The 24,587-nt window shown below is 42.7% G+C and carries 24 protein-coding genes; 23 read left to right on the forward strand and 1 reads right to left on the reverse strand.

Translation table 11 applies throughout. The features are described from left to right. Positions 1-13 precede the first annotated feature (13 nt). The 12 genes from coaBC to spoVM all read left to right on the forward strand — a co-directional run bounded on the left by coaBC (position 14) and on the right by spoVM (position 13,180). Positions 14-1,216, forward strand: a complete 1,203-nt coding sequence (gene coaBC / locus AC3ISE_RS09415) for a bifunctional phosphopantothenoylcysteine decarboxylase/phosphopantothenate--cysteine ligase CoaBC (RefSeq protein WP_489223991.1) — start codon at positions 14-16, stop codon at positions 1,214-1,216. A 3-nt stretch (positions 1,217-1,219) separates the two neighbouring features. Then, positions 1,220-3,637: a primosomal protein N' gene (gene priA, locus AC3ISE_RS09420; protein WP_489223992.1), complete on the forward strand. Its 2,418-nt coding sequence runs from the start codon at positions 1,220-1,222 to the stop codon at positions 3,635-3,637. Between the two features lie 189 nt (positions 3,638-3,826). Then, the gene (def, locus tag AC3ISE_RS09425) at positions 3,827-4,309 is read left to right on the forward strand and encodes a peptide deformylase (RefSeq protein WP_309191504.1); all 483 of its coding nucleotides are present in this window, start codon (positions 3,827-3,829) and stop codon (positions 4,307-4,309) included. A 5-nt stretch (positions 4,310-4,314) separates the two neighbouring features. Continuing rightward, the gene (gene fmt, locus AC3ISE_RS09430; RefSeq protein ID WP_489223993.1) at positions 4,315-5,271 is read left to right on the forward strand and encodes a methionyl-tRNA formyltransferase; all 957 of its coding nucleotides are present in this window, start codon (positions 4,315-4,317) and stop codon (positions 5,269-5,271) included. Further along, a complete protein-coding gene (gene rsmB, locus AC3ISE_RS09435; RefSeq protein WP_489223994.1) occupies positions 5,255-6,601 on the forward strand; it encodes a 16S rRNA (cytosine(967)-C(5))-methyltransferase RsmB in 1,347 nt (448 codons plus the stop codon). Before fmt ends, rsmB begins: the two co-directional genes overlap by 17 nt. 2 nt (positions 6,602-6,603) lie before the next feature. Beyond that, on the forward strand, positions 6,604-7,695 hold the full coding sequence (gene rlmN, locus AC3ISE_RS09440) for a dual-specificity RNA methyltransferase RlmN (RefSeq protein WP_070879129.1): 1,092 nt from the start codon (positions 6,604-6,606) through the stop codon (positions 7,693-7,695). Between the two features lie 4 nt (positions 7,696-7,699). Then, positions 7,700-8,461 carry a Stp1/IreP family PP2C-type Ser/Thr phosphatase gene (locus AC3ISE_RS09445; RefSeq protein ID WP_489223995.1) on the forward strand — a complete coding sequence of 254 codons (762 nt, stop codon included), beginning with the start codon at positions 7,700-7,702 and terminating at the stop codon, positions 8,459-8,461. After that, positions 8,455-10,431, forward strand: coding sequence for a Stk1 family PASTA domain-containing Ser/Thr kinase (pknB, locus tag AC3ISE_RS09450; protein ID WP_489223996.1), 1,977 nt, complete (start codon positions 8,455-8,457; stop codon positions 10,429-10,431). Before AC3ISE_RS09445 ends, pknB begins: the two co-directional genes overlap by 7 nt. 28 nt (positions 10,432-10,459) lie before the next feature. After that, positions 10,460-11,344, forward strand: a complete 885-nt coding sequence (gene rsgA, locus AC3ISE_RS09455) for a ribosome small subunit-dependent GTPase A (RefSeq protein ID WP_154318186.1) — start codon at positions 10,460-10,462, stop codon at positions 11,342-11,344. 2 nt (positions 11,345-11,346) lie between these two features. After that, a complete protein-coding gene (gene rpe / locus AC3ISE_RS09460) occupies positions 11,347-11,994 on the forward strand; it encodes a ribulose-phosphate 3-epimerase (RefSeq protein ID WP_489223997.1) in 648 nt (215 codons plus the stop codon). Between the two features lie 324 nt (positions 11,995-12,318). After that, entirely contained in the window at positions 12,319-12,960 is a 642-nt protein-coding gene (locus AC3ISE_RS09465; RefSeq protein WP_489223998.1) for a thiamine diphosphokinase, read from the forward strand. Between the two features lie 139 nt (positions 12,961-13,099). After that, the gene (gene spoVM, locus AC3ISE_RS09470) at positions 13,100-13,180 is read left to right on the forward strand and encodes a stage V sporulation protein SpoVM (RefSeq protein WP_003328987.1); all 81 of its coding nucleotides are present in this window, start codon (positions 13,100-13,102) and stop codon (positions 13,178-13,180) included. Positions 13,181-13,389: 209 nt separating this feature from the next. On the opposite strand, the gene rpmB is transcribed toward spoVM, so the two are convergent. Then, on the reverse strand, positions 13,390-13,578 hold the full coding sequence (gene rpmB, locus AC3ISE_RS09475; RefSeq protein ID WP_070879136.1) for a 50S ribosomal protein L28: 189 nt from the start codon (positions 13,576-13,578) through the stop codon (positions 13,390-13,392). A 277-nt stretch (positions 13,579-13,855) separates the two neighbouring features. On the opposite strand from rpmB, the gene AC3ISE_RS09480 reads away from it, so the two are divergent. The 11 genes from AC3ISE_RS09480 to rnc all read left to right on the forward strand — a co-directional run bounded on the left by AC3ISE_RS09480 (position 13,856) and on the right by rnc (position 24,276). Next, positions 13,856-14,218 carry an Asp23/Gls24 family envelope stress response protein gene (locus AC3ISE_RS09480; RefSeq protein ID WP_070879137.1) on the forward strand — a complete coding sequence of 121 codons (363 nt, stop codon included), beginning with the start codon at positions 13,856-13,858 and terminating at the stop codon, positions 14,216-14,218. Positions 14,219-14,235: 17 nt separating this feature from the next. Further along, positions 14,236-15,912 carry a DAK2 domain-containing protein gene (locus tag AC3ISE_RS09485; RefSeq protein ID WP_489223999.1) on the forward strand — a complete coding sequence of 559 codons (1,677 nt, stop codon included), beginning with the start codon at positions 14,236-14,238 and terminating at the stop codon, positions 15,910-15,912. A 184-nt stretch (positions 15,913-16,096) separates the two neighbouring features. Beyond that, positions 16,097-16,759 carry an L-serine ammonia-lyase, iron-sulfur-dependent subunit beta gene (gene sdaAB / locus AC3ISE_RS09490; protein ID WP_070879139.1) on the forward strand — a complete coding sequence of 221 codons (663 nt, stop codon included), beginning with the start codon at positions 16,097-16,099 and terminating at the stop codon, positions 16,757-16,759. Between the two features lie 36 nt (positions 16,760-16,795). Next, a complete protein-coding gene (gene sdaAA, locus AC3ISE_RS09495; RefSeq protein ID WP_309191516.1) occupies positions 16,796-17,683 on the forward strand; it encodes an L-serine ammonia-lyase, iron-sulfur-dependent, subunit alpha in 888 nt (295 codons plus the stop codon). Beyond that, positions 17,670-19,724 (forward strand): ATP-dependent DNA helicase RecG, encoded by a 2,055-nt coding sequence (gene recG / locus AC3ISE_RS09500; RefSeq protein WP_489224000.1) that lies wholly within the window; start codon positions 17,670-17,672, stop codon positions 19,722-19,724. The genes sdaAA and recG overlap by 14 nt, the downstream gene beginning before the upstream one ends. Positions 19,725-19,836: 112 nt before the next feature. Continuing rightward, positions 19,837-20,436, forward strand: coding sequence for a transcription factor FapR (fapR, locus tag AC3ISE_RS09505; RefSeq protein WP_070879142.1), 600 nt, complete (start codon positions 19,837-19,839; stop codon positions 20,434-20,436). Beyond that, positions 20,420-21,430, forward strand: coding sequence for a phosphate acyltransferase PlsX (gene plsX / locus AC3ISE_RS09510; protein ID WP_489224001.1), 1,011 nt, complete (start codon positions 20,420-20,422; stop codon positions 21,428-21,430). Before fapR ends, plsX begins: the two co-directional genes overlap by 17 nt. Positions 21,431-21,433: 3 nt before the next feature. After that, positions 21,434-22,378: an ACP S-malonyltransferase gene (gene fabD, locus AC3ISE_RS09515; protein ID WP_489224002.1), complete on the forward strand. Its 945-nt coding sequence runs from the start codon at positions 21,434-21,436 to the stop codon at positions 22,376-22,378. Further along, positions 22,378-23,118 (forward strand): 3-oxoacyl-[acyl-carrier-protein] reductase, encoded by a 741-nt coding sequence (fabG, locus tag AC3ISE_RS09520; protein ID WP_489224003.1) that lies wholly within the window; start codon positions 22,378-22,380, stop codon positions 23,116-23,118. The genes fabD and fabG overlap by 1 nt, the downstream gene beginning before the upstream one ends. 93 nt (positions 23,119-23,211) lie before the next feature. After that, positions 23,212-23,445 carry an acyl carrier protein gene (gene acpP / locus AC3ISE_RS09525; protein WP_070879146.1) on the forward strand — a complete coding sequence of 78 codons (234 nt, stop codon included), beginning with the start codon at positions 23,212-23,214 and terminating at the stop codon, positions 23,443-23,445. 99 nt (positions 23,446-23,544) lie between these two features. Further along, on the forward strand, positions 23,545-24,276 hold the full coding sequence (gene rnc / locus AC3ISE_RS09530) for a ribonuclease III (RefSeq protein WP_191556393.1): 732 nt from the start codon (positions 23,545-23,547) through the stop codon (positions 24,274-24,276). Positions 24,277-24,587: the final 311 nt, after the last annotated feature.

A 24,587-nucleotide genomic window follows, 5' to 3' on the forward strand; every position in this document is an offset into this window, starting at 1 on the left:
GGGGGAATGTGAAATGAAGGGGAAGAAAATCCTTCTTTGCGTAAGCGGAGGTATTGCCGTCTATAAAGCAGCAGCTTTAACAAGCAAAATCATTCAGGCTGGAGCTGAAATAAAAGTAATCATGACAAACTCAGCGCGCGAATTTGTTAACCCGCTGACCTTTCAGGCTTTATCCAGAAATGACGTTTATTTTGATACATTTGACGAGAAAAATCCTGCCGTTATCTCACACATTGATCTTGCGGATTGGGCAGATCTTGTTGTTGTCGCACCTGCCACTGCAAATACGATCGGTAAATTAGCAAATGGAATTGCAGACGATATGCTGACAACGACATTGCTTGCGACAACTGCACCGGTCTGGATTGCTCCAGCTATGAATGTTCATATGTATGACAATCCGGCTGTTCAGAAAAACATTCTGACGTTATCCCAGTATGGGTATCAATATATAGAGCCAAGTGAAGGTTATTTAGCCTGCGGATATGTCGGGAAAGGAAGACTTGAAGAACCTGAGAAAATCGTCTCTTTAATAGAAGGTTTTTTTTCTGATAAGCACATGAAGCCTTTAAAAGGCAAAAACGTGATGATTACTGCGGGCCCGACCCGTGAAAAAGTAGACCCAGTCCGTTATTTTACCAATCATTCCTCAGGTAAAATGGGTTATGCGATTGCGGAGGCTGCATATCAAATGGGTGCGGAAGTTACGTTGATCTCAGGCCCGGTTTCGATTGCTTCTCCTTCAGGAGTGACGGTTGTGAAGGTTGAATCAGCAGAAGAAATGCATCATGAAGTATTGAACCGCTTCAGTGAAATGGATATTGTCATTAAATCTGCGGCAGTTGCCGATTACCGGCCGCGCATCGTCTCTGATCAGAAAATGAAAAAACAGGATGGTTCTTTAACGATTGAAATGGAACGGACAAAAGATATTTTAAAAGATCTGGGAGAGCGAAAAGAAAACCAGTTTCTCGTAGGATTCGCAGCCGAAACGGAAAATGTGGAGGAATATGCGTTAAGAAAACTCCAGAAGAAAAATCTGGATATGATAGTGGCAAACAATGTGACGCTAGCCGGAGCCGGTTTCGGAACGGATACAAATATTGTGACCATATACAAAAAGAGCGGTGAAAAAATCGAGCTTCCTGTGCTGTCTAAGCAAGAAGTAGCAAAGCAAATTTTAGGAGAAATCACCCGTCTTTATAAAGGAGTATAAATCATGAGGTTCGCAAGCGTAATCGTTGATGTGAAAGCAATGCAGACAGACAGAGCATTTGATTATGTCATTCCTGGTAAATGGGCAGGTTTTATTAAAGCTGGAATGCGTGTGATCGTTCCGTTTGGCCCCCGCAAAGTTCAGGGGTTTGTAATTGGCCTTAAAAATGAAAGTGAATTTGACAGGGTAAAGCCAATCGCTGAAGTGATGGATATTACGCCTGCACTAACAAAGGAACTGCTCGATATCGGCCATTGGCTTACTCAAACAACGTTATGCTTTAAGATTTCTGCTTTCCAGGCTATGCTGCCGGCTGCGATGAAAGCGAAATACGAGAAGGAAATTGTCCTTGTTTCTGATGAATACAGACCGAACCTACACCCGAAAGTCCTTCCATGGTTTCAAAGCAGAAGAAGCATTTATTGGAAAGACATCGAAAAAAGCGATTCTGTAAAAGAATTTCAGCTGGAAATCGAACGGGGAGTCCTTGAGGTTATTTATCAGGTAAAACAAAAAAACAAAAAAAAGACTCAAAAGTACATCACTTCGAATGCGGAAATAGCCGAATTAATGAAGGAATCAGAGTCATGTACTGCGCAGGCAGCAAAACAAAAGCTTGTTCTCGATTACTTTATTGAAAATAGCGGTCTATCTGTGCCGTTTCAGGAACTTCTTTTACAGCTGAACATCACAGACTCTCCTGTAAAAACGCTTATTAAAAAGAAATTGTTAAGGGAAGAGAATATTGAGGTTTACCGTGATCCTTACGAGGACCGCACATTTAAAAAGACAGAGCCCCTTGCACTGACTGCTGAGCAGCAGACTGCCATTTCTCCAATCCTGAACTCGGTTGAACAAAACCGGCATGATGTCTTTTTAATGTATGGTGTAACAGGCAGCGGGAAAACAGAGGTTTACCTGCAGTCAATCGAGTCTGTCCTCAATCAGGGGAAAGAAGCAATTGTTCTCGTTCCTGAGATTTCGCTTACCCCGCAAATGGTCAATCGGTTTAAAGGAAGATTTGGTTCACTTGTGGCCGTGCTGCACAGCGGTCTTTCAGTCGGAGAAAAGTACGATGAATGGAGAAAAATTCATCGCGGTGAAGTAAAACTTGTCGTTGGAGCAAGATCTGCAGTGTTTGCTCCATTCACGAATCTCGGAATGATTATTATTGATGAGGAACATGAAGGAAGCTATAAGCAAGAAGAGAATCCCCGCTATCATGCAAGGGATGTTGCTATTTACCGTGCAAAATTTCATCAATGTCCAGTTGTTTTGGGGAGCGCAACTCCTTCACTAGAATCGTTTGCAAGAGCAGGTAAAGGGGTTTATCAGCTGCTTTCCTTAAAAGAGCGTGTGAATCAGCGGCCGCTTCCCCAAGTTGAAGTGATTGATATGAGAGATGAATTAAGAAGCGGGAACAGAACGATGTTTTCATCATCCCTGCTTGAAAAACTTCAGGACCGAACCCAAAAAGGGGAGCAATCCGTCTTATTTTTAAATAAACGGGGATATTCTTCTTTTGTCATGTGCAGAGACTGCGGATGTGTGACCGGCTGTCCGCATTGTGATATTTCCTTAACCTATCATAAACATGGTTCTCAATTAAAGTGCCATTATTGCGGGCATGAAGAGCCAATGCCAAAGGTTTGTCCTGAATGCAGCAGTGAACACATCCGTTTCTTTGGAACGGGAACCCAGCGGGTAGAAGAAGAGCTTGCAAAAGTACTGCCGGAAGCAAGAATCATCCGCATGGATGTGGATACGACAGGACGGAAAGGGTCTCATGAAAAATTACTGACTCAGTTTGGCAATAAAGAGGCAGATATCCTTTTAGGCACGCAAATGATTGCAAAAGGCCTGGATTTTCCGGATGTAACCCTTGTAGGGGTATTAACCGCAGATACGATGCTGCATCTGCCGGATTTCCGCTCATCTGAAAAAACGTTTCAGCTGCTGACACAAGTAAGCGGCAGAGCGGGCAGGCATGAACTGCCGGGCGAGGTTGTGATTCAGTCCTATTCACCTGAGCATTACAGCATTCAGCTTGCAAGTCATCATGATTATGATTCATTTTATCAGCAGGAAATGCTGTCAAGAAAGCAGCATGCTTATCCTCCTTTTTATTATCTTGCTTTAGTCACGGTGTCTCATCCCGATCTTCTGAAGGCTGTTTCCGTCACAGAAAAAATAGCGAAGCACCTGAATCAAAGACTTTCAGATACTGTGCAGATCCTTGGACCCGTAGCTTCACCCATTCCAAGGATAAACGATAGATATCGCTATCAATGCATGATAAAATACAAGCGGGAAGAAAATCTGCACGCATCGCTTAAAATGATTATCGAACGCTATCAGCAGGATATGAATAAAAATCAATTATCCATCAGCCTCGATTTAAATCCAAATACAATGATGTAGGGTTTAGATGCAGCATATGCGTCTAAAATAAATAAAAAAAGGCTCTATTCGTAAACTTTGTTGCTTTTAGACTAAATGTTTTAAACAACTAAGTTCCTGGAGCGGAAAGAAACGGACAACCTTTTAAAATAAAAACAACAATCTATGCGAAAATACCCTAAAAAAATGATAAATCTGGAGGATGTTTCATTGGCTATAAAACCAATCGTAGTGCACCCGGCAGAAGTGCTGGAGCAAGAATGCGAACCTGTCACCGTCTTTGACAGAAAGCTTTCAAAGTTATTAAAAGACATGTATGATACAATGATTGAACTTGACGGGGTGGGTCTTGCTGCTCCTCAAGTGGGAATACCCATTCAAGCAGCTGTTGTTGACATAGATGATCATCATGGAACAATCGAACTGATTAATCCAGTTATTATAGAGAAGAGCGGCTCTCAGACAGGACCAGAAGGCTGCTTAAGCTTCCCGGGATTATATGGCGAAGTAGAACGCAGCGATTTTGTTAAAGTAAGAGCTCAAAATCGAAAAGGCAAACCATTTGTCATTGAAGCAAATGGTTTTTTAGCTAGAGCAATACAGCATGAAATTGATCACCTGCACGGAATTCTGTTTACGTCTAAAGTGAAAAAATACATTAAAGAAGAAGAGCTAGAAGAATTGGAAGGATGATTGGCATGACAAGAATCGTTTTTATGGGAACGCCTGATTTTTCAGTTCCTGTTTTAAAAAGACTCGTGGCAGAAGGATATGAAGTTGTTGGAGTTGTCACTCAGCCTGACCGTCCTAAAGGCCGTAAAAAAACCCTGACACCTCCTCCAGTAAAAGTAGAAGCAGAAAAACAGAAGATTCCTGTGCTTCAGCCTGAAAAAATCAGAGATAAAAAAGAGCTTGAACAAGTGCTTGCTCTCAAACCGGATCTGGTCGTAACAGCTGCATTCGGTCAAATTCTGCCGAATGAATTATTAGAAGCGCCCAAGTTCGGCTGCATAAATGTTCATGCCTCATTGCTTCCTGAGCTAAGAGGCGGAGCTCCTATTCATTATTCCATTCTTCAGGGCAAAAAGAAAACGGGCATCACGATCATGTATATGGTTGAAAAACTTGATGCCGGTGATATCCTGACTCAGGCAGAAGTGACAATTGAAGAGCGAGATCATGTAGGGACTCTACATGATAAACTGAGTGCTGCCGGAGCTGATCTATTGGCAGAAACGCTGCCCCTGCTGCTTGAAGGAAAACTGACTCCGCGCAAGCAGGATAATGAAAAAGCAACATTCGCATCAAACATCAAGCGCGAACAAGAGAAGATTGACTGGACGAAAAGCGGCCAGGAAATCTATGATCATATCCGCGGTCTGCATCCATGGCCAGTTGCCTTTACCCATATGAATAATCAGGTTGTAAAGATTTGGTGGGGTGAAAAACTGCCAAATAAAAATACAGCAGCACCTGGAACAATCATTGGAATCGATTCTGATGGCTTTGTTGTGGCAACTGGTGACAGCACGGCAATCAAAATTACAGAACTTCAGCCATCCGGAAAGAAAAAGATGAGCGGAGAAGATTTTCTGAGAGGCACGCAAATGCAGGCAGGAGAAAAGTTGGGAGAGCAAAATGAAGAAAACAAATAATGTCCGCGAGGTTGCTTTGGAAACACTGCTGACAATTGAAAAAAATCAGGCATACAGCCATCTTCTTTTAAATTCTATGATAAAGAAGAATAACGTGAAAGAAATCGATATTCCGCTTCTGACTGAGATGGTTTATGGAACTCTGCAGCGCAAAGATACGATTGATTTTTACCTGGCGCCGTTCTTGAAAAATGCCAAAAAGACAGAACAGTGGGTCATGAATCTGCTTCGCCTTTCAGTTTATCAAATGGTTTATCTGGACCGGGTGCCTGAGAGGGCCGTATTATTTGAAGCGGTGGAAATTGCCAAGTCCAGGGGGCATAAAGGCATTGCCTCTTTTGTAAATGGAATTTTAAGGTCGCTTCAGCGTGAAGGTGTTCCATCCTTTGATTCCATTAAAGATGATGCAAAACGGATTGCAGTAGAAACAAGTCATCCTCTCTGGTTAGTTCAGCGCTGGATCGCCCAGCTTGGAACCTGCGAGACAAGAAAAATGTGCGAGGCAAATATCACACCGCCAAGTGTGACAGCACGGGTGAATCAAATGAAACAATCACCTGAGGAATTGATGGATATGCTTGAGCGAAAAGGAATTCAAACTGAAAAAGGCGACCTGACAGAAGATGCCATTAAAAGCCTGAAGGGAAATCTTGCTCAAACAGAAGAATTTAAAAAGGGCTGCTTTACAATCCAGGATGAAAGCTCAATGCTTGTAGCACGAACGCTTGGATTGCAAAAAGGCGACTGTGTGCTTGACGCATGCGCTGCACCGGGCGGGAAATCAACGCATATTGCTGAAATCCTCGAAAACACAGGATCCGTTCATTCACTTGATCTGCATGAGCATAAGGTGAAATTAATTAAAGAGCAGGCAGACCGTCTTCACCTGAGCAATATTGAGACAGAAGCGCTCGACAGCAGAAAGGCTCATATCCGATTTGAAAACGGCCAGTTTGATAAAATTTTAGTGGATGCACCTTGTTCAGGATTTGGCGTCATCCGCCGAAAACCGGATATAAAATATTCAAAAACAGAAGAGGATGTAGGGCGTCTTTCAGAAATTCAGCTGGCAATTCTTTCTTCAGTCGCGCCTTTATTGAAAAAAGATGGTACACTAATCTATAGCACATGTACAATTGATCATGAAGAAAATGGACAAGTCGTACAGGCATTTTTAGAAAAACACAGTGATTACGAGCTCGATCATTCATTAATTGACCGTTTGCCGCAGCCTGCAAAACCATTTGCTGCTGATGGACAGCTTCAAATACTGCCGCATTATTTCGGCACGGACGGATTTTATATAGCAAGCTTAAGAAAGAAGGTGTAAAAATGGAAGAAGTAAAACGCACAAAAAAAACAGTCATCAAAGATCAAGTAAAACCTTCCATTTATTCTCTTGAACTCGGAGAATTGCAAGATTGGTTAACAGAGAAAGGCGAAAAGCCGTTCAGAGCTGCTCAAATTTTTGACTGGCTTTATATTAAAAGAGCATCCTCTTTTGAGGAAATGTCAAATTTACCTAAAGCGCTGAGAAGCAAGCTTGATGAGAACTTTGTTTTAACAACACTTAAAACAATCATTCAGCAAACTTCAAATGACGGCACAATGAAGTTTTTATTTGAACTTCATGACGGATATTCGATTGAAACCGTACTGATGCGCCATGAATATGGAAATTCGGTTTGTGTAACAACACAAGTCGGATGCCGGATTGGCTGTACGTTCTGTGCATCTACACTTGGCGGATTAAAACGCAATTTAGAAGCAGGAGAAATCGTTGCTCAGGTCGTAAAAGTACAGAAGGCACTTGATGAGCTTGGAGAACGCGTGAGTCATGTGGTCATCATGGGCATCGGCGAACCATTTGACAACTATGATGAAATGATGGGATTCCTTAAAATCATTAATCATGATGATGGATTAAATATTGGAGCCCGCCATATTACCGTTTCAACGAGCGGGATCATTCCAAAAATCTATAAATTTGCAGATGAACACCTGCAAATTAACTTTGCCGTTTCTCTTCATGCTCCAAATACGGAGCTTAGAAGCCGTTTGATGCCAATCAACAAGGCATACAAGCTTCCTGAACTGATGGAAGCCATTGAGTATTATGTAAATAAAACAGGCCGCCGCGTGAGTTTTGAATATGGTTTATTCGGCGGAGTAAATGATCAGGTAGAGCACGCTGAAGAGCTCGCGAAGCTTATTAAGCATCTCAAATGTCATGTGAACTTAATTCCGGTCAACTATGTGCCTGAACGAGACTATGTCAGAACGCCAAGAGAACAGATTGATCTGTTCGAGAAGACATTGAAAAAACGCGGCATAAACGTAACGACCAGACGTGAACAGGGACACGACATTGATGCAGCATGCGGTCAGCTTAGAGCGAAGGAGCGCAAAGAAGAGACGAGGTGACTTCATGGAAACCGTTATTGTAACAGACAGGGGAAAAGTAAGGCAGCATAATGAAGACAGTGTTGGCGTCTATAAAAATGAAGACGGAGATGTGCTCGCGGTTGTCGCAGATGGTATGGGAGGTCACTTAGCAGGGGATGTTGCAAGTCAAATGACCATTGCAACTTTGAAAGAAATGTGGGAATCAGCTTCCCGCATTTCTTCCCCTGACCTTGCTGTACATTGGCTGAAAGAGCATATCGAAAAAGTGAATGCTATTTTGCTTGAACATGCATTGACAAATCCGGACTGCAAAGGAATGGGGACAACTGTAGTTGCGGCAATCTGCACAGAAAGCTTTGCCACAATCGGTCATATCGGCGACAGCCGGGGTTACTTATGCAACACGGACGGTTTTAAACAAATTACGGAGGATCATTCACTCGTAAATGAACTCGTGCGTTCAGGACAGATTTCAAAGGAAGATGCAGAACATCATCCCAGAAAAAATGTTCTTGTAAGGGCTTTAGGGACAGAAGAACACGTTGAACTTGATCTGACATCCATTTGTCTTGAGGAATCAGATATTCTGCTTTTATGTTCCGATGGACTATCCAACAAAGTTGGCGAGAGTGAAATGAAGCAGACGCTTACCTCTCTCGTGTCACTTGAGGAAATCGCATTATCTTTGGTCAAACAGGCAAATGATAATGGAGGAGAGGATAATATTTCACTCGTCATCGTCAAACAGCCGTCTGAAATCAAAGAGGGTGATCAGACGTGTTAATTGGCAAGCGATTAAGCGGCAGGTATAAAATTCTTCGGGTTATTGGCGGCGGAGGAATGGCAAACGTATATTTGGCGCGGGATATGATCTTAGATCGCGATGTTGCAATGAAAGTCCTAAGATTTGATTTTTCAAATGATGATGAATTTATTAAGAGATTCAGACGAGAGGCTCAATCAGCAACAAGCCTTGCCCATCCGAATATCGTCAGTATTTTTGATGTTGGAGAAGAGGATGGCATCTATTACATCGTCATGGAGTACGTTGAAGGCAATACGTTAAAACAATACATACAGCAATATGCACCCCTTCATCCAAGAGAAGCTTTAAATATCATGGAGCAGATCGTATCCGCGATCGCACACGCCCATGAAAATCATATCGTCCATCGTGACATTAAGCCGCACAATATTCTGATCGATCCGCATGGAAATGTGAAGGTAACCGACTTCGGCATCGCAATGGCACTCAGCTCTACGACAATTACCCAGACGAACTCTGTGCTGGGCTCTGTTCATTATTTGTCGCCAGAGCAGGCGCGCGGAGGAATGGCGAATAAAAAGTCAGATATTTATTCCCTCGGAATCGTTCTTTTTGAGCTGCTTACAGGCAGACTTCCTTTTGACGGAGAATCTGCCATTTCCATTGCACTGAAACATCTGCAGTCAGAAACACCTTCTGCAAAACGATGGAATGCCACAATCCCGCAGAGTGTGGAGAATATCATTTTAAAGGCAATGGCCAAGGATACTTTTCACAGATATGAATCTGCTGAAGAGATGGAAGAAGATATTACAACTGCCCTGAAGCCAGAGCGCCTTAATGAAGAAAAATTTGTCATACCTGAGGATAATGAAGCAACAAAAGCGATACCGATCATAACGGATTCTAATATGTATGAAAAGACCGGCGATACGATGGTCCGCGCTCCTGAGAACATAGGAACAGATGAATCAAAAAAGCCGGTAAAAGAGGCAAATAAAAAAGGCAAAAAAGAAAAAAAGAAAAAGAACAAAGCCGGGATGATTATTCTGACAATCTTCCTTTTGCTTTTAGTAGGAAGTGTGGCAGCAGTAACTGTTGTTCCATCACTGCTTATGCCAAAGGATGTTGAGGTGCCTGATTTATCGGGAATGCAGTATGAAGATGCGGTTAAAGAGCTCCTTGCTGAAAAATTTGTCGTCGATGACCCTATATTAATTGAAGATGAAGAAATACAGGAAGGTTATGTTGTCAAAACAAAACCTGAAGCTGGCAAAACGGTAAAAGAAGGAGATACAATCATCATCTATGAAAGCTCCGGCAAAGAGAAGGTAGAGCTCGATGATTATGTGAACCGTGATATTAACCGGGTCCGTGATCTTCTTGAAAGAAAAGGGTTTACAAATATTAAAATTGAAGAGGAATTTAATGAAGCAGCAGCGGGAACGATTTTAGAACAGGACCCTGAACCTGGAGTTGAGGTCATTCCAGGAGAAGATGAGCTGGTCTTAACGGTAAGCAAGGGACCTGAGGAATTTGAACTGCAGGATTTGACCGGCTATTCAGAGGAAGCTTTAAATGCTTATATTGAAGAAAATGATCTGGAATTGGTCAGGAAAGACGTTTATTCAGACACGGTAAACAAAGGAGAAGTCATCACACAATCTCCTGGACCATCTGAAAAAGTACTCCCTGGAGATACACTTGAAGTGACAGTTTCCTTGGGTGCAGAACCGAAACCAAACCAAAAAGTGAAGAGAATAATCGAAATTCCTTATCCGCCCGAGCTTGCAGGTCAGCCAGCCGAGGTCAGTATCAACATAGATGATGCAGAGCATTCTATTTCAGATGAGTTCGAAACATTTACGACCACTGAGAATACTTCACGTGAAATAGAATTTTCGATTGCACCCGGTGATAAAGCGTTTTATCAGGTGATCATCGACAAGAGGGTAGTGAAATCTGAAATTATTCCATACCCTGAGTAATTGTCTGCAGCAATCAAGGAGGAAATGTATGCCTAAAGGCAAAATTATTAAAGCGTTAAGCGGATTTTATTATTGTCTTGATGGAGAGAGGACGATTCAGTGCCGCGGCCGCGGAGTCTTCCGTAAAAATAAAGTAACACCGCTCGTTGGCGATGAAGTCATTTATGATTACGAAAATGAACGGGAAGGCACCATCCAGGAAGTACTGGACAGAAAAAACGAGCTTGTGCGTCCGCCGATTGCAAATGTCGATCAGGCTATCCTTGTATTTTCAGCTGTTGAGCCTGATTTCAGCACGGTGCTGCTGGACCGTTTTTTGGTCCTTATTGAATCGAACGAGATTGAACCGATTATTTGCATCAGCAAAACGGATTTGATTGAAGATGAAAAACAGAAGAATGAGATTTTTGCCTATGCGGATGATTACCGCAGAATGGGATATGAAGTGAGACTGACTTCTACCCTTGAAGCTGATGGCATTGCCGAGCTGCTGCCATTGTTAAATGACCGCATCTCCGTATTTGCCGGACAGTCCGGTGTTGGAAAATCATCTCTATTAAATGTGCTGCGCCCTGAACTTGCCCTTAAAACGAGCGATATCTCTGCCCATTTGGGCCGCGGAAAGCATACGACAAGGCATGTAGAGCTTATTCCTGTCGGATCAGGACTAGTAGCAGATACACCCGGCTTCAGTTCACTGGAATTTATGAATATTGAAGTTGAAGATCTTTCGTATTGCTTTCCTGAAATGAGAGAAAAAAGCGATCAATGCAAATTCAGAGCCTGCACACATGTGTCAGAGCCGAAATGTGCGGTTAAGACGGCAGTTGAAAATGGGGAAATCCCGAAATACCGGTATGACCATTATTTGAGTTTTATTGAAGAAATTAAGGATAGAAAGCCGAGGTACTAACCATGATTAAAATTGCACCATCCATTCTTTCAGCTGACTTTTCCCGCCTTGGAGCAGAAATTGAGGATGTTGAAAGAGGGGGAGCGGATTATATTCATGTCGATGTGATGGATGGCCATTTCGTACCTAATATCACAATCGGACCGCTGATTGTTGAAGCGATCAGACCGGTTACAAAGCTCCCTTTAGATGTTCATTTAATGATTGAGAATCCTGACGCTTTCATTAGTACATTTGCTAAAATGGGTGCGGATATCATTACTGTTCACGCAGAAGCATGCCCTCATCTGCACCGGACCATTCAGCTGATCAAGTCTGAAGGTGTAAAAGCGGGGGTAGTTCTTAATCCTCATACACCGGCTGATGTCATTAAACACGTCCTTGACGAACTTGATATGGTTCTTCTTATGACCGTCAATCCAGGGTTCGGCGGTCAATCCTTTATTCATTCTGTGCTGCCGAAAATCACTGAAGTAGCAGAAATGGTGAAGGACCGCGGATTGAATACGGAAATTGAAGTAGATGGCGGAGTAAATGCAGAAACAGCCAAACTTTGCATTGAGGCAGGAGCAAATGTCCTTGTTGCCGGTTCCGCTATATACAATCAGCAGGATCGCATGAAAGCCATTCGTGAAATAAGAAATACTTAAGAACCGCTTTTTGCGGTTCTTTTTTTAAAGGCTCTTTCCGTAAACATTTTTCCTTTGAGACTAATTGTTGTAAACCTTAGTGAATTGCAGCGGAAGGAACTTGACTCCTGCGAGAAAGAGAGCGAAATGGAAGACCCCGCAGGCTCGACGCGGAGGCTTCCACGCTCCCCGCGGAAAGGAAGTTTCTGGAGCGGAAAGAAACGGACAACATTTATAATCGAAAACAACAATTTTTGTGAAACCAGACTTTCTGGACAACCTCTTATTTGAAAGTTTGTGTTTTATAAAATAATATTATTATGTAAACTGGGTAAGGTGAGTGAAATGAAATCAATCTACATTGTTGCAGGTGGACCGAAAAGATACATACCATCATTAGCAAGCTATGACAAGGATTCAGTTATCTGGATAGGTGTTGACAGGGGAGTCATTTTCCTGCAGGAAGCAGGCATTACCCCCGACAGAGCTTTTGGAGACTTTGATTCCATTTCCGATCATGAACGTGAGGATTTAGCAAAATCGTCTCTTAAAATGGACTTGTTTCCGTCAGAAAAAGATCAAACCGATACGGAGATTGCTTTAGAATGGGCAATATTGCAGGAACCCGATGAAGTTTTTTTATTCGGTTCAACAGGCGGAAGAATGGATCATTTTCTTGCGAATACTCAGCTGCTTGCAAAGTATCCGGATGCACCGATTAAAATCATTGATCATACGAATGAAATAACAGTGCATTTGCCAGGCACTTATCATATCGGAAGTGAAAGCAGTCATCCGTATATTTCGTTTCTTCCTGTAACCGGTGAAGTAAAAGGCATTACCCTTCTTGGCTTTAAATACCCGCTTTCAAATTGTCATATTAAGCTTGGCTCTACACTATGTATTAGTAATGAACTTATTCTTTCGTTCGGTACTTTTTCGTTTGAGCAAGGCATATTAATGATGGTAAGAAGTACTGATGAATAACTTCTGGAGCGTTTTTTAAACTATGATGTTTAAAAAAATAATCGGGGCTGCACTTGCTTCGCATACGATGAAGAATGAAAAAAACAGATCCGCTGAATCTTTCATCATCATTTTGAACGAATGGCTGAGGAGGGAAAGTATGAAATTTTATACGATCAAATTACCGAAGTTTTTAGGTGGCATCGTTCGGGCGATGCTGGGATCATTTAAAAAAGACTAAAAACCAAAAGCAAAGCGCCCTGGTCATTAAGGTATAAATAAATGGCCTAAGAAGGCGCTTTTTGCCTTGTTGGGCCATTTCCCATGGCTTTTGAGAATATAAAAAAAGCACCGCGCAAAGCGGTGCTTTTTTCATATGTTTTAATCCCGTCCTGAATTCGTTTTAGAAAATCTATAGAAATGAACGGGTCAAAAGCTTAAAGCTTTTGATTAAACACGCTCAACTTTACCAGATTTTAAAGCTCGAGCAGATACATATACGCGTTTTGGTTTGCCGTCAACTAAGATACGTACTTTTTGAAGGTTAGCACCCCAAGTACGTTTTGAAGCGTTCATTGCGTGAGAACGTGTGTTTCCAGAACGTGTTTTTTTACCTGTGATTACGCATTTACGTGCCATCGTATTCCCTCCTAACTGCAAAAAACCTTTCCAATTCAAACATACTAATCTTGTTTGTCATGAGATACTTTAATAATTTATCACAACTCCTTTCGGAATGCAATAGTTCTTGCTTTTGCTTTCAAGAATTTTTCCTTGACATACATGAATAATTGATGCTGAATAATACTATAGGGTAAGATGTCCCGTGGCAGTGATATAGAATGACTTTTAAAAATCGCTTGTATATAGTAAAATAGCTTTAGCCTATGCGAACAATTCCAAAGGGGGAACAATCATGTCCATTGAGATGAAAACAAAGTACGGACAAATTGACATATCCAACGAAGTCATTGCAACCGTTGCAGGCGGTGCAGCAATAGACTGTTATGGCATTGTCGGAATGGCGTCAAAAAATCAGATCAAAGACGGCATCACTGAGATCTTAAGAAAAGAAAATTTCAGCCGCGGAGTTATTGTCCGTCAAGAAGAAGATCATATCAATATTGATATGTACATTATCGTCAGCTACGGAACTAAAATCTCTGAAGTGGCTCATAATGTTCAAACGAAAGTGAAGTACACACTGGATAAAACAGTTGGACTAGCTGTTGATTCAGTCAATATTTTTGTTCAGAGTGTTCGTGTAACGAACCCGTAGTAAGGAGGAAAAAGTCCGTGTCAATTACAACTTTAGATGGAAAACGTTTTGCAGAAATGATTTTGCAGGGGGCAGGACACCTGTCAAACAATGCAAAATACGTTGATGCATTAAACGTTTTTCCTGTTCCGGATGGAGATACCGGAACAAATATGAACCTTTCGATGACTTCAGGTGCGAAAGAAGTTCAAAATCATGTATCTGAACACATCGGCAAAGTCGGTGCAGCACTCTCAAAAGGTTTATTAATGGGAGCCCGCGGAAATTCAGGTGTTATTCTGTCTCAGCTGTTCAGAGGTTTTTCAAAAGCAATCGAATCAAAAAGCACGATTACAAGCGCCGATTTTGCAAACGCACTTCAGGCTGGTGTAAATACTGCTTATAAAGCGGTAATGAAACCTGTTGAAGGTACGATTTTAACTGTTGCTAAAGACTCTGCTAAAAAAGCGGTTGAAACAATTGAGTCTGATTCATCTATCTCAATCGATCAATTAATGGAAGCGATTTTAACAGAAGCTAAAGCATCTTTAGAGAGAACGCCGGATTTATTGCCTGTTCTTAAAGAAGTTGGAGTAGTCGACAGCGGCGGCCAGGGACTTGTATTTGTTTATGAAGGTTTCCTTGCTGAATTAAGAGGCGAAAAGGTGTCAAATATTAAGGTTACTGCTTCGATGACGGATCTTGTAAGTGCTGAACATCACAAAAGTGTAGCTTCCCACATCAATACAGAAGACATTGAATTTGGCTACTGTACGGAATTTATGGTGCGGTTTGAAGATGATAAAGACGCTTTTGCCGAAGAGACGTTCAGACAGGATCTCAGCGAGCACGGTGATTCTTTATTAGTCATTGCTGATGAAGAAATCGTTAAAGTACATATCCACGCAGAATATCCTGGCCAGGTTCTTACATATGCACAGCGTTATGGAAGCCTGATCAACATGAAAATAGAAAACATGCGCCAGCAGCACACAAGCTTGCTTGATGACGCTCCGTCTATGCCTGCCGCTGAACCTGTTTCCAAAAAGAAAGAAAAACAAAAATACGGCATCGTTACCGTGACAATGGGGAAAGGCATTGCTGATCTTTTCAGAAGCATCGGCTCTCATTCTGTCATTGAAGGCGGACAAACGATGAATCCGAGCACTGAAGATATTGTTCAGGCCATTAAAGATGTTCATGCAGAGAATGTCATTATCCTGCCTAACAATTCAAATATTGTCATGGCTGCTCAGCAGGCGGCTTCTGTTGTTGATGATCATGTAATCGTTATTCCATCAAAAACAGTGCCTCAGGGAATGGCTGCATTGCTTGCATTCAATCCCGCGGGATCTGCAGAAGATAATGAAGAAATCATGAAAGAAGCCCTTGGCTCTGTCAAAACAGGTCAAATTACGTACGCTGTCCGCGATACGAATATTGACGGACTTGATATTGAAAAGGGAGACTTCATGGGAATTGCAAATGGCAAAATTGTTACAAAAGACACAAACCAATTAGCCTCTGCGAAAAAGCTTCTTGAAACGATGATTTCAGAAGATGATGAAATTCTTACAATTCTTCAAGGTGAAGATGCTGGTGATGATGAGCTGCAGAAATTGGTGCAATTCATCGAAGAAACATATGAAGAAATAGAAGTAGAAGTTCATAAAGGTGAACAGCCTTTGTATTCTTACATCTTTTCAATTGAATAAAACAAAAAAATAGAAGGGGATTCCCCTTCTATTTCTTATGTGGGCTGAAATTTCATTAGCTTTCCTGAACATTTTTTCCAGTATGATTACGTTTTCGCAATCGATCATTTTCTGGTAAACTGAGACTTGCAGGGGGAGAATAAGATTTTTTTCAGTAACTTTTTTCTAAGCTTAGGGGGATTTTATGAAATATAGAAGTGTATTTGATATTATTGGACCCATTATGATCGGCCCTTCAAGCTCGCATACAGCAGGGGCTGCAAGAATCGGGAGAGTGGCACGGAGCCTGTTTGGAAGAGAGCCGAAGTGGGCGGCGATTTCATTTTACGGCTCGTTTGCCAAAACATTTAAAGGCCATGGCACAGATGTAGCCATTATCGGCGGCTTGCTCGACTTTGATACATTTGATGAAAGAATCAAAACATCTTTAGAGATTGCAGATCAAAAAGGAATGAAAGTAACCTTCACAGAAGAAGAAGCGATAACAGATCACCCGAATACGGCTCGTGTCATCATCGGTGATGATCAAGGCCAGCTTGAGCTTGTTGGAATCTCCATCGGCGGCGGGAAAATTGAGATCACTGAACTGAACGGGTTTGAACTGAAATTATCAGGAAATCATCCTGCCATATTAGTTGTTCACAACGACCGTTTTGGCGCCATTGCTGCTGTAGCGAATGTTCTGGCAAAATATGCGATTAATATTGGCCATATGAATGTAGCGCGGAAGGAAAAAGGCAAGCTTGCTTTAATGACGATCGAAGTGGATCAAAACATCGATATCGCTGTACTGGATGAACTTAAAACACTGCCGAATATTCTTCAAGTAACGAAAATAGCAGATTAAGCTGAAAAAAGCAGTGATGTGACTGGGGGAAAAAACATGTTTCGAAATGTAGCAGAACTAGTCGAACTTGCTGAAAGCAAGGGCGTTAAAATAGCAGAAATTATGATTCAGCAGGAAATGGAAATGACCGGCAGAACGCGTGATCAAATTTTGTCCATGATGGATCAGAATTTAACGGTCATGGAACAAGCTGTTGAAAAGGGGCTTGCAGGGGTGAAATCTCATTCTGGGCTGACTGGAGGAGACGCCGTTCTCATGCAGGCATATATCCAAAAGGGGAATTTCCTATCAGGAGAAATTATTCTGGATGCCGTCAGTAAAGCGGTTGCCACAAACGAAGTGAATGCTGCAATGGGAACCATTTGCGCAACACCTACTGCAGGATCGGCGGGCGTTGTTCCGGGAACTCTTTTTGCGGTAAAAGCGAAATTAAATCCAAGCAGAGAACAAATGATTGATTTTCTGTTTACTTCTGGTGCTTTTGGCTTTGTGGTTGCCAATAACGCATCTATTTCCGGCGCTGCCGGCGGCTGTCAGGCTGAAGTCGGATCTGCTTCAGGCATGGCTGCGGCTGCAATAACTGAGATGGCAGGTGGGACGCCTAGTCAGGCTGCAGAGGCGATGGCAATTACTCTGAAAAATATGCTTGGACTTGTATGTGATCCGGTTGCCGGTTTAGTAGAAGTTCCATGTGTAAAAAGAAATGCTATGGGTGCAGCAAATGCTATGATCGCGGCTGACATGGCTTTAGCAGGCATTACGAGCCGAATCCCGTGTGATGAGGTAATCGATGCTATGTTCCGCATCGGTCAATCGATGCCGACTGCTCTTAAAGAAACAGCTCAGGGCGGACTCGCGGCAACTCCGACTGGCCGTGAACTCGAGGCGAAAATTTTTGGGATCTCGCTTGATGAACGCGGCTAATACCCTCATGCAGCCTGTCAGTGCCGTAAAGGGGATAGGAGCTGAGTCAGAAGAAATCTTGAATGGAATGGGCATTTATACCGTCAAAGACTTAATTGAATATTTGCCATATCGTTATGAAGATTATCGCCTGAAGGACTTAGCGGAAGTACAGCATGATGAACGGGTGACAGTCGAGGGGAAGGTTCATAGTGAACCTTCTCTTGCCTTTTTCGGCAAAAAGAAATCAAGGCTGACTGTCCGCGTTCTCGTTGGAAGATACTTAATCAGTGCCGTGTTTTTTAACCGCCCGTACTACAAAAAGAAGCTGGAACTGCAGTCCACCATCACGATTTCAGGAAAATGGGACAAGCACCGCCAGACGATTTCCGTCAGCGAAATCGTATTTGGCCCTCAGGAAAAGCAGCATGAAATCGAACCGGTATACTCAGTTAAAGAAAAGATCACGGTCAAAACGATGAGAAAGTTCATCAATCAGGCACTTAGTCAATACGCATCTGCCATCACGGATATGATTCCGGAGCAGCTCATGGCCGCGTATCGTCTTCCCGCAAAAAAAGAAGCCATTTTTACGATGCATCACCCTTTGAAGCATGAGGATTTAAAGCATGCAAGAAGATATTTTGTTTATGAGGAATTCCTTCTTTTTCAGCTGAAAATGCAGGCTTTGCGAAAATTTCAGCGCGAGCAGTCCCATGGAATTATCCATCAGATCGATCCATTGCAATTAGACGGATTTACCGAATCTCTTCCTTTTCCTCTAACTAATGCCCAGCAGAGGGTAGTCGGAGAAATCTTAACTGACATGAAGTCAAACTACCGCATGAACCGCCTCCTTCAGGGAGATGTGGGTTCAGGTAAAACAGTTGTTGCGGCCATTGCTATGTATGCCGCTCATTTATCCGGCTATCAAGCTGCATTGATGGTGCCGACAGAAATTCTGGCAGAGCAGCATGCAGAATCGCTTGCGGAAACCTTCATCCGCTTCCCTGTCACTGTCGCCTTGCTTACAAGCTCGGTGAAAGGAAAAAAAAGAAAAGAACTCCTGCAGAGAGTTGCAGATGGCGAAATCCAATTTGTTGTCGGAACGCATGCCCTGATTCAGCAGGATGTCCATTTTGCAAAGCTTGGACTCGTGATTACAGATGAACAGCACCGCTTTGGTGTTGAGCAGAGAAAAGTGCTGCGGGCTAAAGGAGAAAACCCGGATGTCCTGTTTATGACAGCTACACCCATTCCAAGGACGCTTGCCATCACGGCATTTGGCGAAATGGATGTCTCTTTGATTGACGAACTTCCGGCTGGGCGAAAACAAATTGAAACGTATTGGGTGAAGCACGAAATGCTGGACCGCATCCTTCGTTTTATTCATAAAGAACTGCAGGCAGGAAGACAGGCTTATGTTATCTGCCCCCTAATTGAGGAATCTGATAAGCTTGATGTTCAAAATGCAATCGACGTTCACAGCACACTCGTTCATTTTTATAAAGATAAATGGAATGTGGGACTGATGCACGGCAGACTGACAAGCGCGGAAAAAGATGAAGTGATGAGGGAGTTCAGTGAAAACCGGGTTCAAATTTTGGTTTCTACAACGGTTGTTGAAGTAGGAGTCAATGTACCGAATGCTACGGTTATGATGATTTATGATGCAGAGCGCTTCGGACTTTCACAGCTCCATCAATTAAGAGGCCGGGTAGGACGAGGAAGCTCCCAGTCATACTGTATCCTGCTTGCTGATCCGAAATCAGAAACAGGCAAAGAACGCATGCGTGTGATGACAGAAACAGCGGATGGCTTTGAGCTGTCAGAGAAAGACCTGGAACTCAGAGGGCCAGGAGACTTTTTTGGCAGGAAGCAAAGCGGAATGCCTGAGTTTAAAGTGGCTGATATGGTTCATGATTACCGTGCGCTTGAAACCGCCAGGAGTGATGCCGCAAAGCTCGTTCAATCTGATGCTTTCTGGCACTCAGATGACTACAGGGAACTCAGAGAGTATCTTGATCAAACCGGGGTTGTTGATGGAGATAAATTAGATTAATAGAGTGCTTCAATAGAGAAAGCAGATTGCATTTGGACCTTGCAATCTGCTTTATTTGATTATATACTACTATTAGTACCTAGTCTTAAGAGTGCGGACGGTGTCAGACTAAATGAGAAAATCCAAAAAAGAGCGGCAGTCGATGCTGCAGCAGACTATAAATGAAACACCTTTTATTACAGATGAAGAGCTGGCAGATAAATTCAGTGTCAGCATTCAGACAATCAGACTTGACCGGCTTGAGCTTTCGATCCCGGAGCTTCGAGAACGGATTAAGCATGTAGCCGTCAAGCAGCTTGACGATGAAGTGAAATCACTTCCTTTAGAAGAAGTAATCGGCGAAATTATCGACCTTGATCTTGATTCCTCAGCCATCTCTATTTTTGAAGTGAAAAAAGAGCACGTGTTTGTCCGGAACCAAATTGCCCGCGGCCATCATTTATTTGCTCAGGCGAATTCACTGGCAGTTGCGGTCATAGATGATGAACTGGCTTTAACAGCTAAGGCAAATATTCGTTTTACAAGGCAGGTTAAAGAAAAAGAGAGAGTAATCGCTAAAGCTAAAGTGATAAAAATGGATGAAGACAAAGGAAGAACCACGGTCGATGTAAACAGTTATGTCGGAACTGAACTGGTCTTCTCCGGCACATTTGAAATGTACCGGTCAAAAACAATGAAAAAGGCAGGTTTCAGCAATGAAGATCGCAATTGATGCAATGGGAGGAGACAACGCTCCTAAAGCAATCGTAGAAGGTGCAATGAAAGCTGTCACTCTATTTAAAGATATTGAGATTACCTTATACGGCAGAGAAACTCTTATAAAAGAACATCTTTCTAATCCGGAAAGAATCACAATTGTACATACGGATACCGTCATTGAAGGAACAGATGAACCTGTCAGGGCAGTTAGAAGAAAAAAAGATGCATCGATGGTGCTGATGGCAAACGCTGTAAAAGAAGGACAGGCTGATGCCTGTATATCTGCAGGCAACACCGGAGCATTAATGACAGCTGGTCTATTCATTGTCGGCAGAATAGACGGAATTGAACGGCCTGCATTATCGCCGACACTTCCTACCATCCAAGGACAGGGATTCCTCATGCTTGATGTTGGGGCAAATGTTGACGCAAAGCCTGAGCATTTACAGCAATACGCGATCATGGGCTCCATTTATGCTAAAAATGTCCGCGGACTTGCAAATCCAAGAATAGGATTGCTGAATGTCGGCACAGAGGACAAAAAAGGAAATGAACTGACAAAAGCAGCTTTTCAATTACTGAAAGAATCTGATCTTAACTTCATTGGAAACGTCGAAGCGAGAGATTTGCTCGACGGAGTGGCAGATGTTGTCGTAACAGACGGATTTACGGGCAATGTTGCTTTAAAAACGGTAGAGGGAACGGCGCTGTCCGTATTTAAAATGCTGAAGTCAGCTTTAACCAGCAATATGAAATCAAAACTCGCAGCCGCTGTATTAAAGCCGCAATTAAAAGAAATCAAAGGGAAAATGGATTACTCCGAGTACGGCGGTGCCGGATTGTTCGGACTGAAAGCTCCTGTTATAAAAGCGCACGGCTCTTCAGACCCTAACGCTGTTTATAATGCAATCCGCCAGGCTCGCGAGATGGTAAACAACGATGTCTGCAAGACAATTCAGCAAACAATTGAGAAAACGAACTCTGTTCGGGACCTTGAGAGGAGATAGAATATGAGTAAACTAGCCTTTATTTTTCCCGGTCAAGGATCACAGACTGTCGGCATGGGGAAAGATTTATATGATGAAGTGGAAGCATCGCGCAGCGTGTTTGCAGCTGCAGATGAAAAGCTTGGTATTCAGCTTTCTGAAATAATCTTTGAAGGTCCGCAAGAAAAGCTGACATTGACTTACAACGCACAGCCTGCTCTGCTGACAGCAAGCATCGCTGTTTTGGAAAAATTCAAAGAAAGCGGAATTCAGCCGGATTTTGTTGCCGGACACAGTCTTGGAGAATACACGGCACTTGTTGCAGGCGGAGTCCTATCATTTGAAGATGCTGTATATGCTGTCAGAAAACGCGGAGAATATATGAACGAAGCTGTTCCTGCTGGCGTCGGAGCGATGGCTGCGATCCTTGGAATGAATTCAGAGGATCTGCGTGAAGTGACAGAACAAATCACGAACGATGGCTTCTCTGTGCAGCTGGCGAATTTGAATTGTCCCGGTCAAATTGTCATTTCAGGAACGGCTAAAGGGGTAGAAAAGGCGTCAGCATTAGCGAAGGAGAATGGCGCTAAAAGAGCAATTCCGCTTGATGTGAGCGGACCGTTTCATTCAGAGCTGATGAAGCCTGCTGCAGAAAAGTTCAAAAGCATCCTTGATGAAGTCAGCCTGAGTGATGCAGCTGTGCCTGTAGTGGCAAATGTTACAGCAGCGCCTGTAACAGGCAGTGCAGACATAAAGAACCTGCTCGTCGAACAATTGTTTTCTCCAGTCAAATGGGAGCAGTCGGTCAGCGAAATGATTGAACAGGGTGTAACGACTTTCGTTGAAATCGGGCCTGGAAAAGTTCTTTCAGGCTTAGTGAAAAAAATCGATCGCAAGGTAAACACGATTGCTGTATCTGACTTGGCATCAATCGAAGCTGCAATCGAAAAGCTCAGGGAGGTCAAATAATGGTTGAAGGTAAAGTGGCATTAGTTACTGGTGCATCAAGAGGAATCGGGCGCGCCATTGCGCTTGAACTGGCTCAAAACGGTGCAAATGTAGCGGTAAATTACGCAGGAAGCGAAGCGAAAGCAAATGAGGTTGTCGATGAAATAAAAGCACTCGGCAGAGAAGCATTTGCCGTTCAGGCAGATGTCAGCGACAGTGAGGCTGTAGCTGCTATGGTCAAAGCAACAGTTGAGCAATTTGGAAGACTGGATATACTAGTAAACAATGCCGGAATTACAAAAGATAATCTCCTGATGAGAATGAAAGACTCTGAGTGGGATGATGTCATCAACATCAATTTGAAAGGTGTTTTTCTGACAACAAAAGCGGTAACACGCCAAATGATGAAGCAGCGTCAAGGCCGAATCATCAATATTGCATCGATTGTCGGTGTAAGCGGAAATCCTGGCCAGGCGAATTATGTAGCGGCAAAAGCAGGTGTAATCGGTTTAACAAAAACAGCAGCTAAAGAGCTTTCATCGAGAAATATTACAGTCAATGCGATCGCACCCGGGTTTATCACAACCGATATGACGGATAAACTGACTGAAGAAGTGAAAACCGAAATGCTGAAGCAAATTCCGCTTGCCCGCTTTGGTGAGCCAACTGATATTTCAAACGCGGTCACGTTCCTGGCTTCTGATAAAAGCAGCTATATCACAGGGCAGACGATTCATATTGACGGCGGAATGGTCATGTAAAAAAGAATTTTGTGTCTTGCTTTCGATTCTCTCATTTCGGCTAGTTTTTTAATAGGATATACACTATAATACTTTGAGGGGAGGTGAAATGTTATGGCAGATGTACTAGCTCGCGTAACGAAAATTATCGTTGACCGTCTTGGTGTTGATGAGGCTGAAGTAAAAATGGAAGCTTCTTTTAAAGACGATTTAGGTGCGGATTCCCTTGATGTAGTAGAACTTGTAATGGAGCTTGAAGATGAGTTCGACATGGAGATTTCTGATGAAGATGCAGAAACAATTGCAACAGTGGGTGACGCTGTGAACTACATACAAAGTCAACAGTAATGTTGCATTTAAAGTCCCGTTTCTAAGCGGGGCTTTATCCCTTTTAAAAGATGGGAACAAAAAAGAAAAGATGCGGTTGTTTAAGTGATGGAGGTACCTATGCCGAAGATGAATTACAGAGAGAGAAGATCGTTTGTCAAAAAAGCAGAATTCAAACAATTTCAAGAACAAATTGGCCATACATTTCAAAATGAAAGACTTTTGTATCAAGCCTTCACACATTCATCCTATGTGAATGAGCATCGCAAAAAGCCTTACGAGGACAATGAAAGACTGGAATTTTTAGGAGATGCGGTTTTAGAATTAACGATTTCTCAGTTTTTATTTAAGAAATATCCAACAATGAGCGAAGGGGATTTAACAAAGGTCCGAGCGGCTATTGTATGTGAGCCGTCGCTTGTAGCATTTGCAAATGAATTATCATTTGGAAAGCTTGTACTGCTTGGTAAAGGTGAAGAAATGACTGGCGGAAGAGCAAGACCTGCTCTGCTGGCAGATGTTTTTGAAGCATTTATTGGAGCTTTATATTTGGATTCAGGGCTTGATCCTGTCGTTGCCTTTTTAGAAAAATGTGTATTTCCTAAAATTAATGATGGTGCTTTTTCTCATGTGATGGATTTTAAAAGTCAGCTTCAGGAGTTTGTTCAAAGAGACAGCAAAGGTTCTTTAGAATATAAAATTCTTCAGGAGAAGGGTCCTGCCCACAATCGTGAGTTTGTGGCGACTGTCTCTCTAAATGGAGAAATTCTCGGAACCGGAAACGGCAAATCAAAAAAAGCGGCAGAACAGCATGCCGCGCAGGAAGCATTAACAAAACTGAAACCTCATTAAGATGAATGAATTAACCCCCCGGAAATCAGGGGGTTCTCTTTATGTCCGGCAGTTTTTGAATGGCTCTTTTCATAAATATCGTTGCTGCCAGATTAAATGGTAAAACATTAAATGTTAAAAATGTAAGTGGATTGCAGCGGATAAACTTGACTCCTGCGGGAAATAGAGCAAAATGGGAGACCCTAGAGGCAACGCCGAGGAGGCTTCCATGCTCCCCGCGGAAAGCAAGTTCCTCTAGCTGCAAGGAACGGTCAACATTTTTAATGTAAAACAACAACGTATGTGAAAACAGCCTTTTGAATAAAGCTTTC

The sequence above is a fragment of the Metabacillus sp. KH_069 genome (assembly GCF_057838075.1).

Coding starts and splice junctions, on each gene's coding strand:
- fapR (WP_070879142.1), top strand. CDS start 19,837: ATGAGAAAATCCAAAAAAGAGCGGCAGTCGATGCTGCAGCAGACTATA.
- rsmB (WP_489223994.1), top strand. CDS start 5,255: ATGAAGAAAACAAATAATGTCCGCGAGGTTGCTTTGGAAACACTGCTG.
- priA (WP_489223992.1), top strand. CDS start 1,220: ATGAGGTTCGCAAGCGTAATCGTTGATGTGAAAGCAATGCAGACAGAC.
- rnc (WP_191556393.1), top strand. CDS start 23,545: ATGCCGAAGATGAATTACAGAGAGAGAAGATCGTTTGTCAAAAAAGCA.
- rpmB (WP_070879136.1), bottom strand. CDS start 13,578: ATGGCACGTAAATGCGTAATCACAGGTAAAAAAACACGTTCTGGAAAC.
- rlmN (WP_070879129.1), top strand. CDS start 6,604: ATGGAAGAAGTAAAACGCACAAAAAAAACAGTCATCAAAGATCAAGTA.
- spoVM (WP_003328987.1), top strand. CDS start 13,100: ATGAAATTTTATACGATCAAATTACCGAAGTTTTTAGGTGGCATCGTT.
- fabG (WP_489224003.1), top strand. CDS start 22,378: ATGGTTGAAGGTAAAGTGGCATTAGTTACTGGTGCATCAAGAGGAATC.
- sdaAA (WP_309191516.1), top strand. CDS start 16,796: ATGTTTCGAAATGTAGCAGAACTAGTCGAACTTGCTGAAAGCAAGGGC.
- recG (WP_489224000.1), top strand. CDS start 17,670: ATGAACGCGGCTAATACCCTCATGCAGCCTGTCAGTGCCGTAAAGGGG.
- sdaAB (WP_070879139.1), top strand. CDS start 16,097: ATGAAATATAGAAGTGTATTTGATATTATTGGACCCATTATGATCGGC.
- acpP (WP_070879146.1), top strand. CDS start 23,212: ATGGCAGATGTACTAGCTCGCGTAACGAAAATTATCGTTGACCGTCTT.
- rsgA (WP_154318186.1), top strand. CDS start 10,460: ATGCCTAAAGGCAAAATTATTAAAGCGTTAAGCGGATTTTATTATTGT.
- rpe (WP_489223997.1), top strand. CDS start 11,347: ATGATTAAAATTGCACCATCCATTCTTTCAGCTGACTTTTCCCGCCTT.
- AC3ISE_RS09445 (WP_489223995.1), top strand. CDS start 7,700: ATGGAAACCGTTATTGTAACAGACAGGGGAAAAGTAAGGCAGCATAAT.
- plsX (WP_489224001.1), top strand. CDS start 20,420: ATGAAGATCGCAATTGATGCAATGGGAGGAGACAACGCTCCTAAAGCA.
- fmt (WP_489223993.1), top strand. CDS start 4,315: ATGACAAGAATCGTTTTTATGGGAACGCCTGATTTTTCAGTTCCTGTT.
- fabD (WP_489224002.1), top strand. CDS start 21,434: ATGAGTAAACTAGCCTTTATTTTTCCCGGTCAAGGATCACAGACTGTC.
- coaBC (WP_489223991.1), top strand. CDS start 14: ATGAAGGGGAAGAAAATCCTTCTTTGCGTAAGCGGAGGTATTGCCGTC.
- AC3ISE_RS09465 (WP_489223998.1), top strand. CDS start 12,319: ATGAAATCAATCTACATTGTTGCAGGTGGACCGAAAAGATACATACCA.
- AC3ISE_RS09480 (WP_070879137.1), top strand. CDS start 13,856: ATGTCCATTGAGATGAAAACAAAGTACGGACAAATTGACATATCCAAC.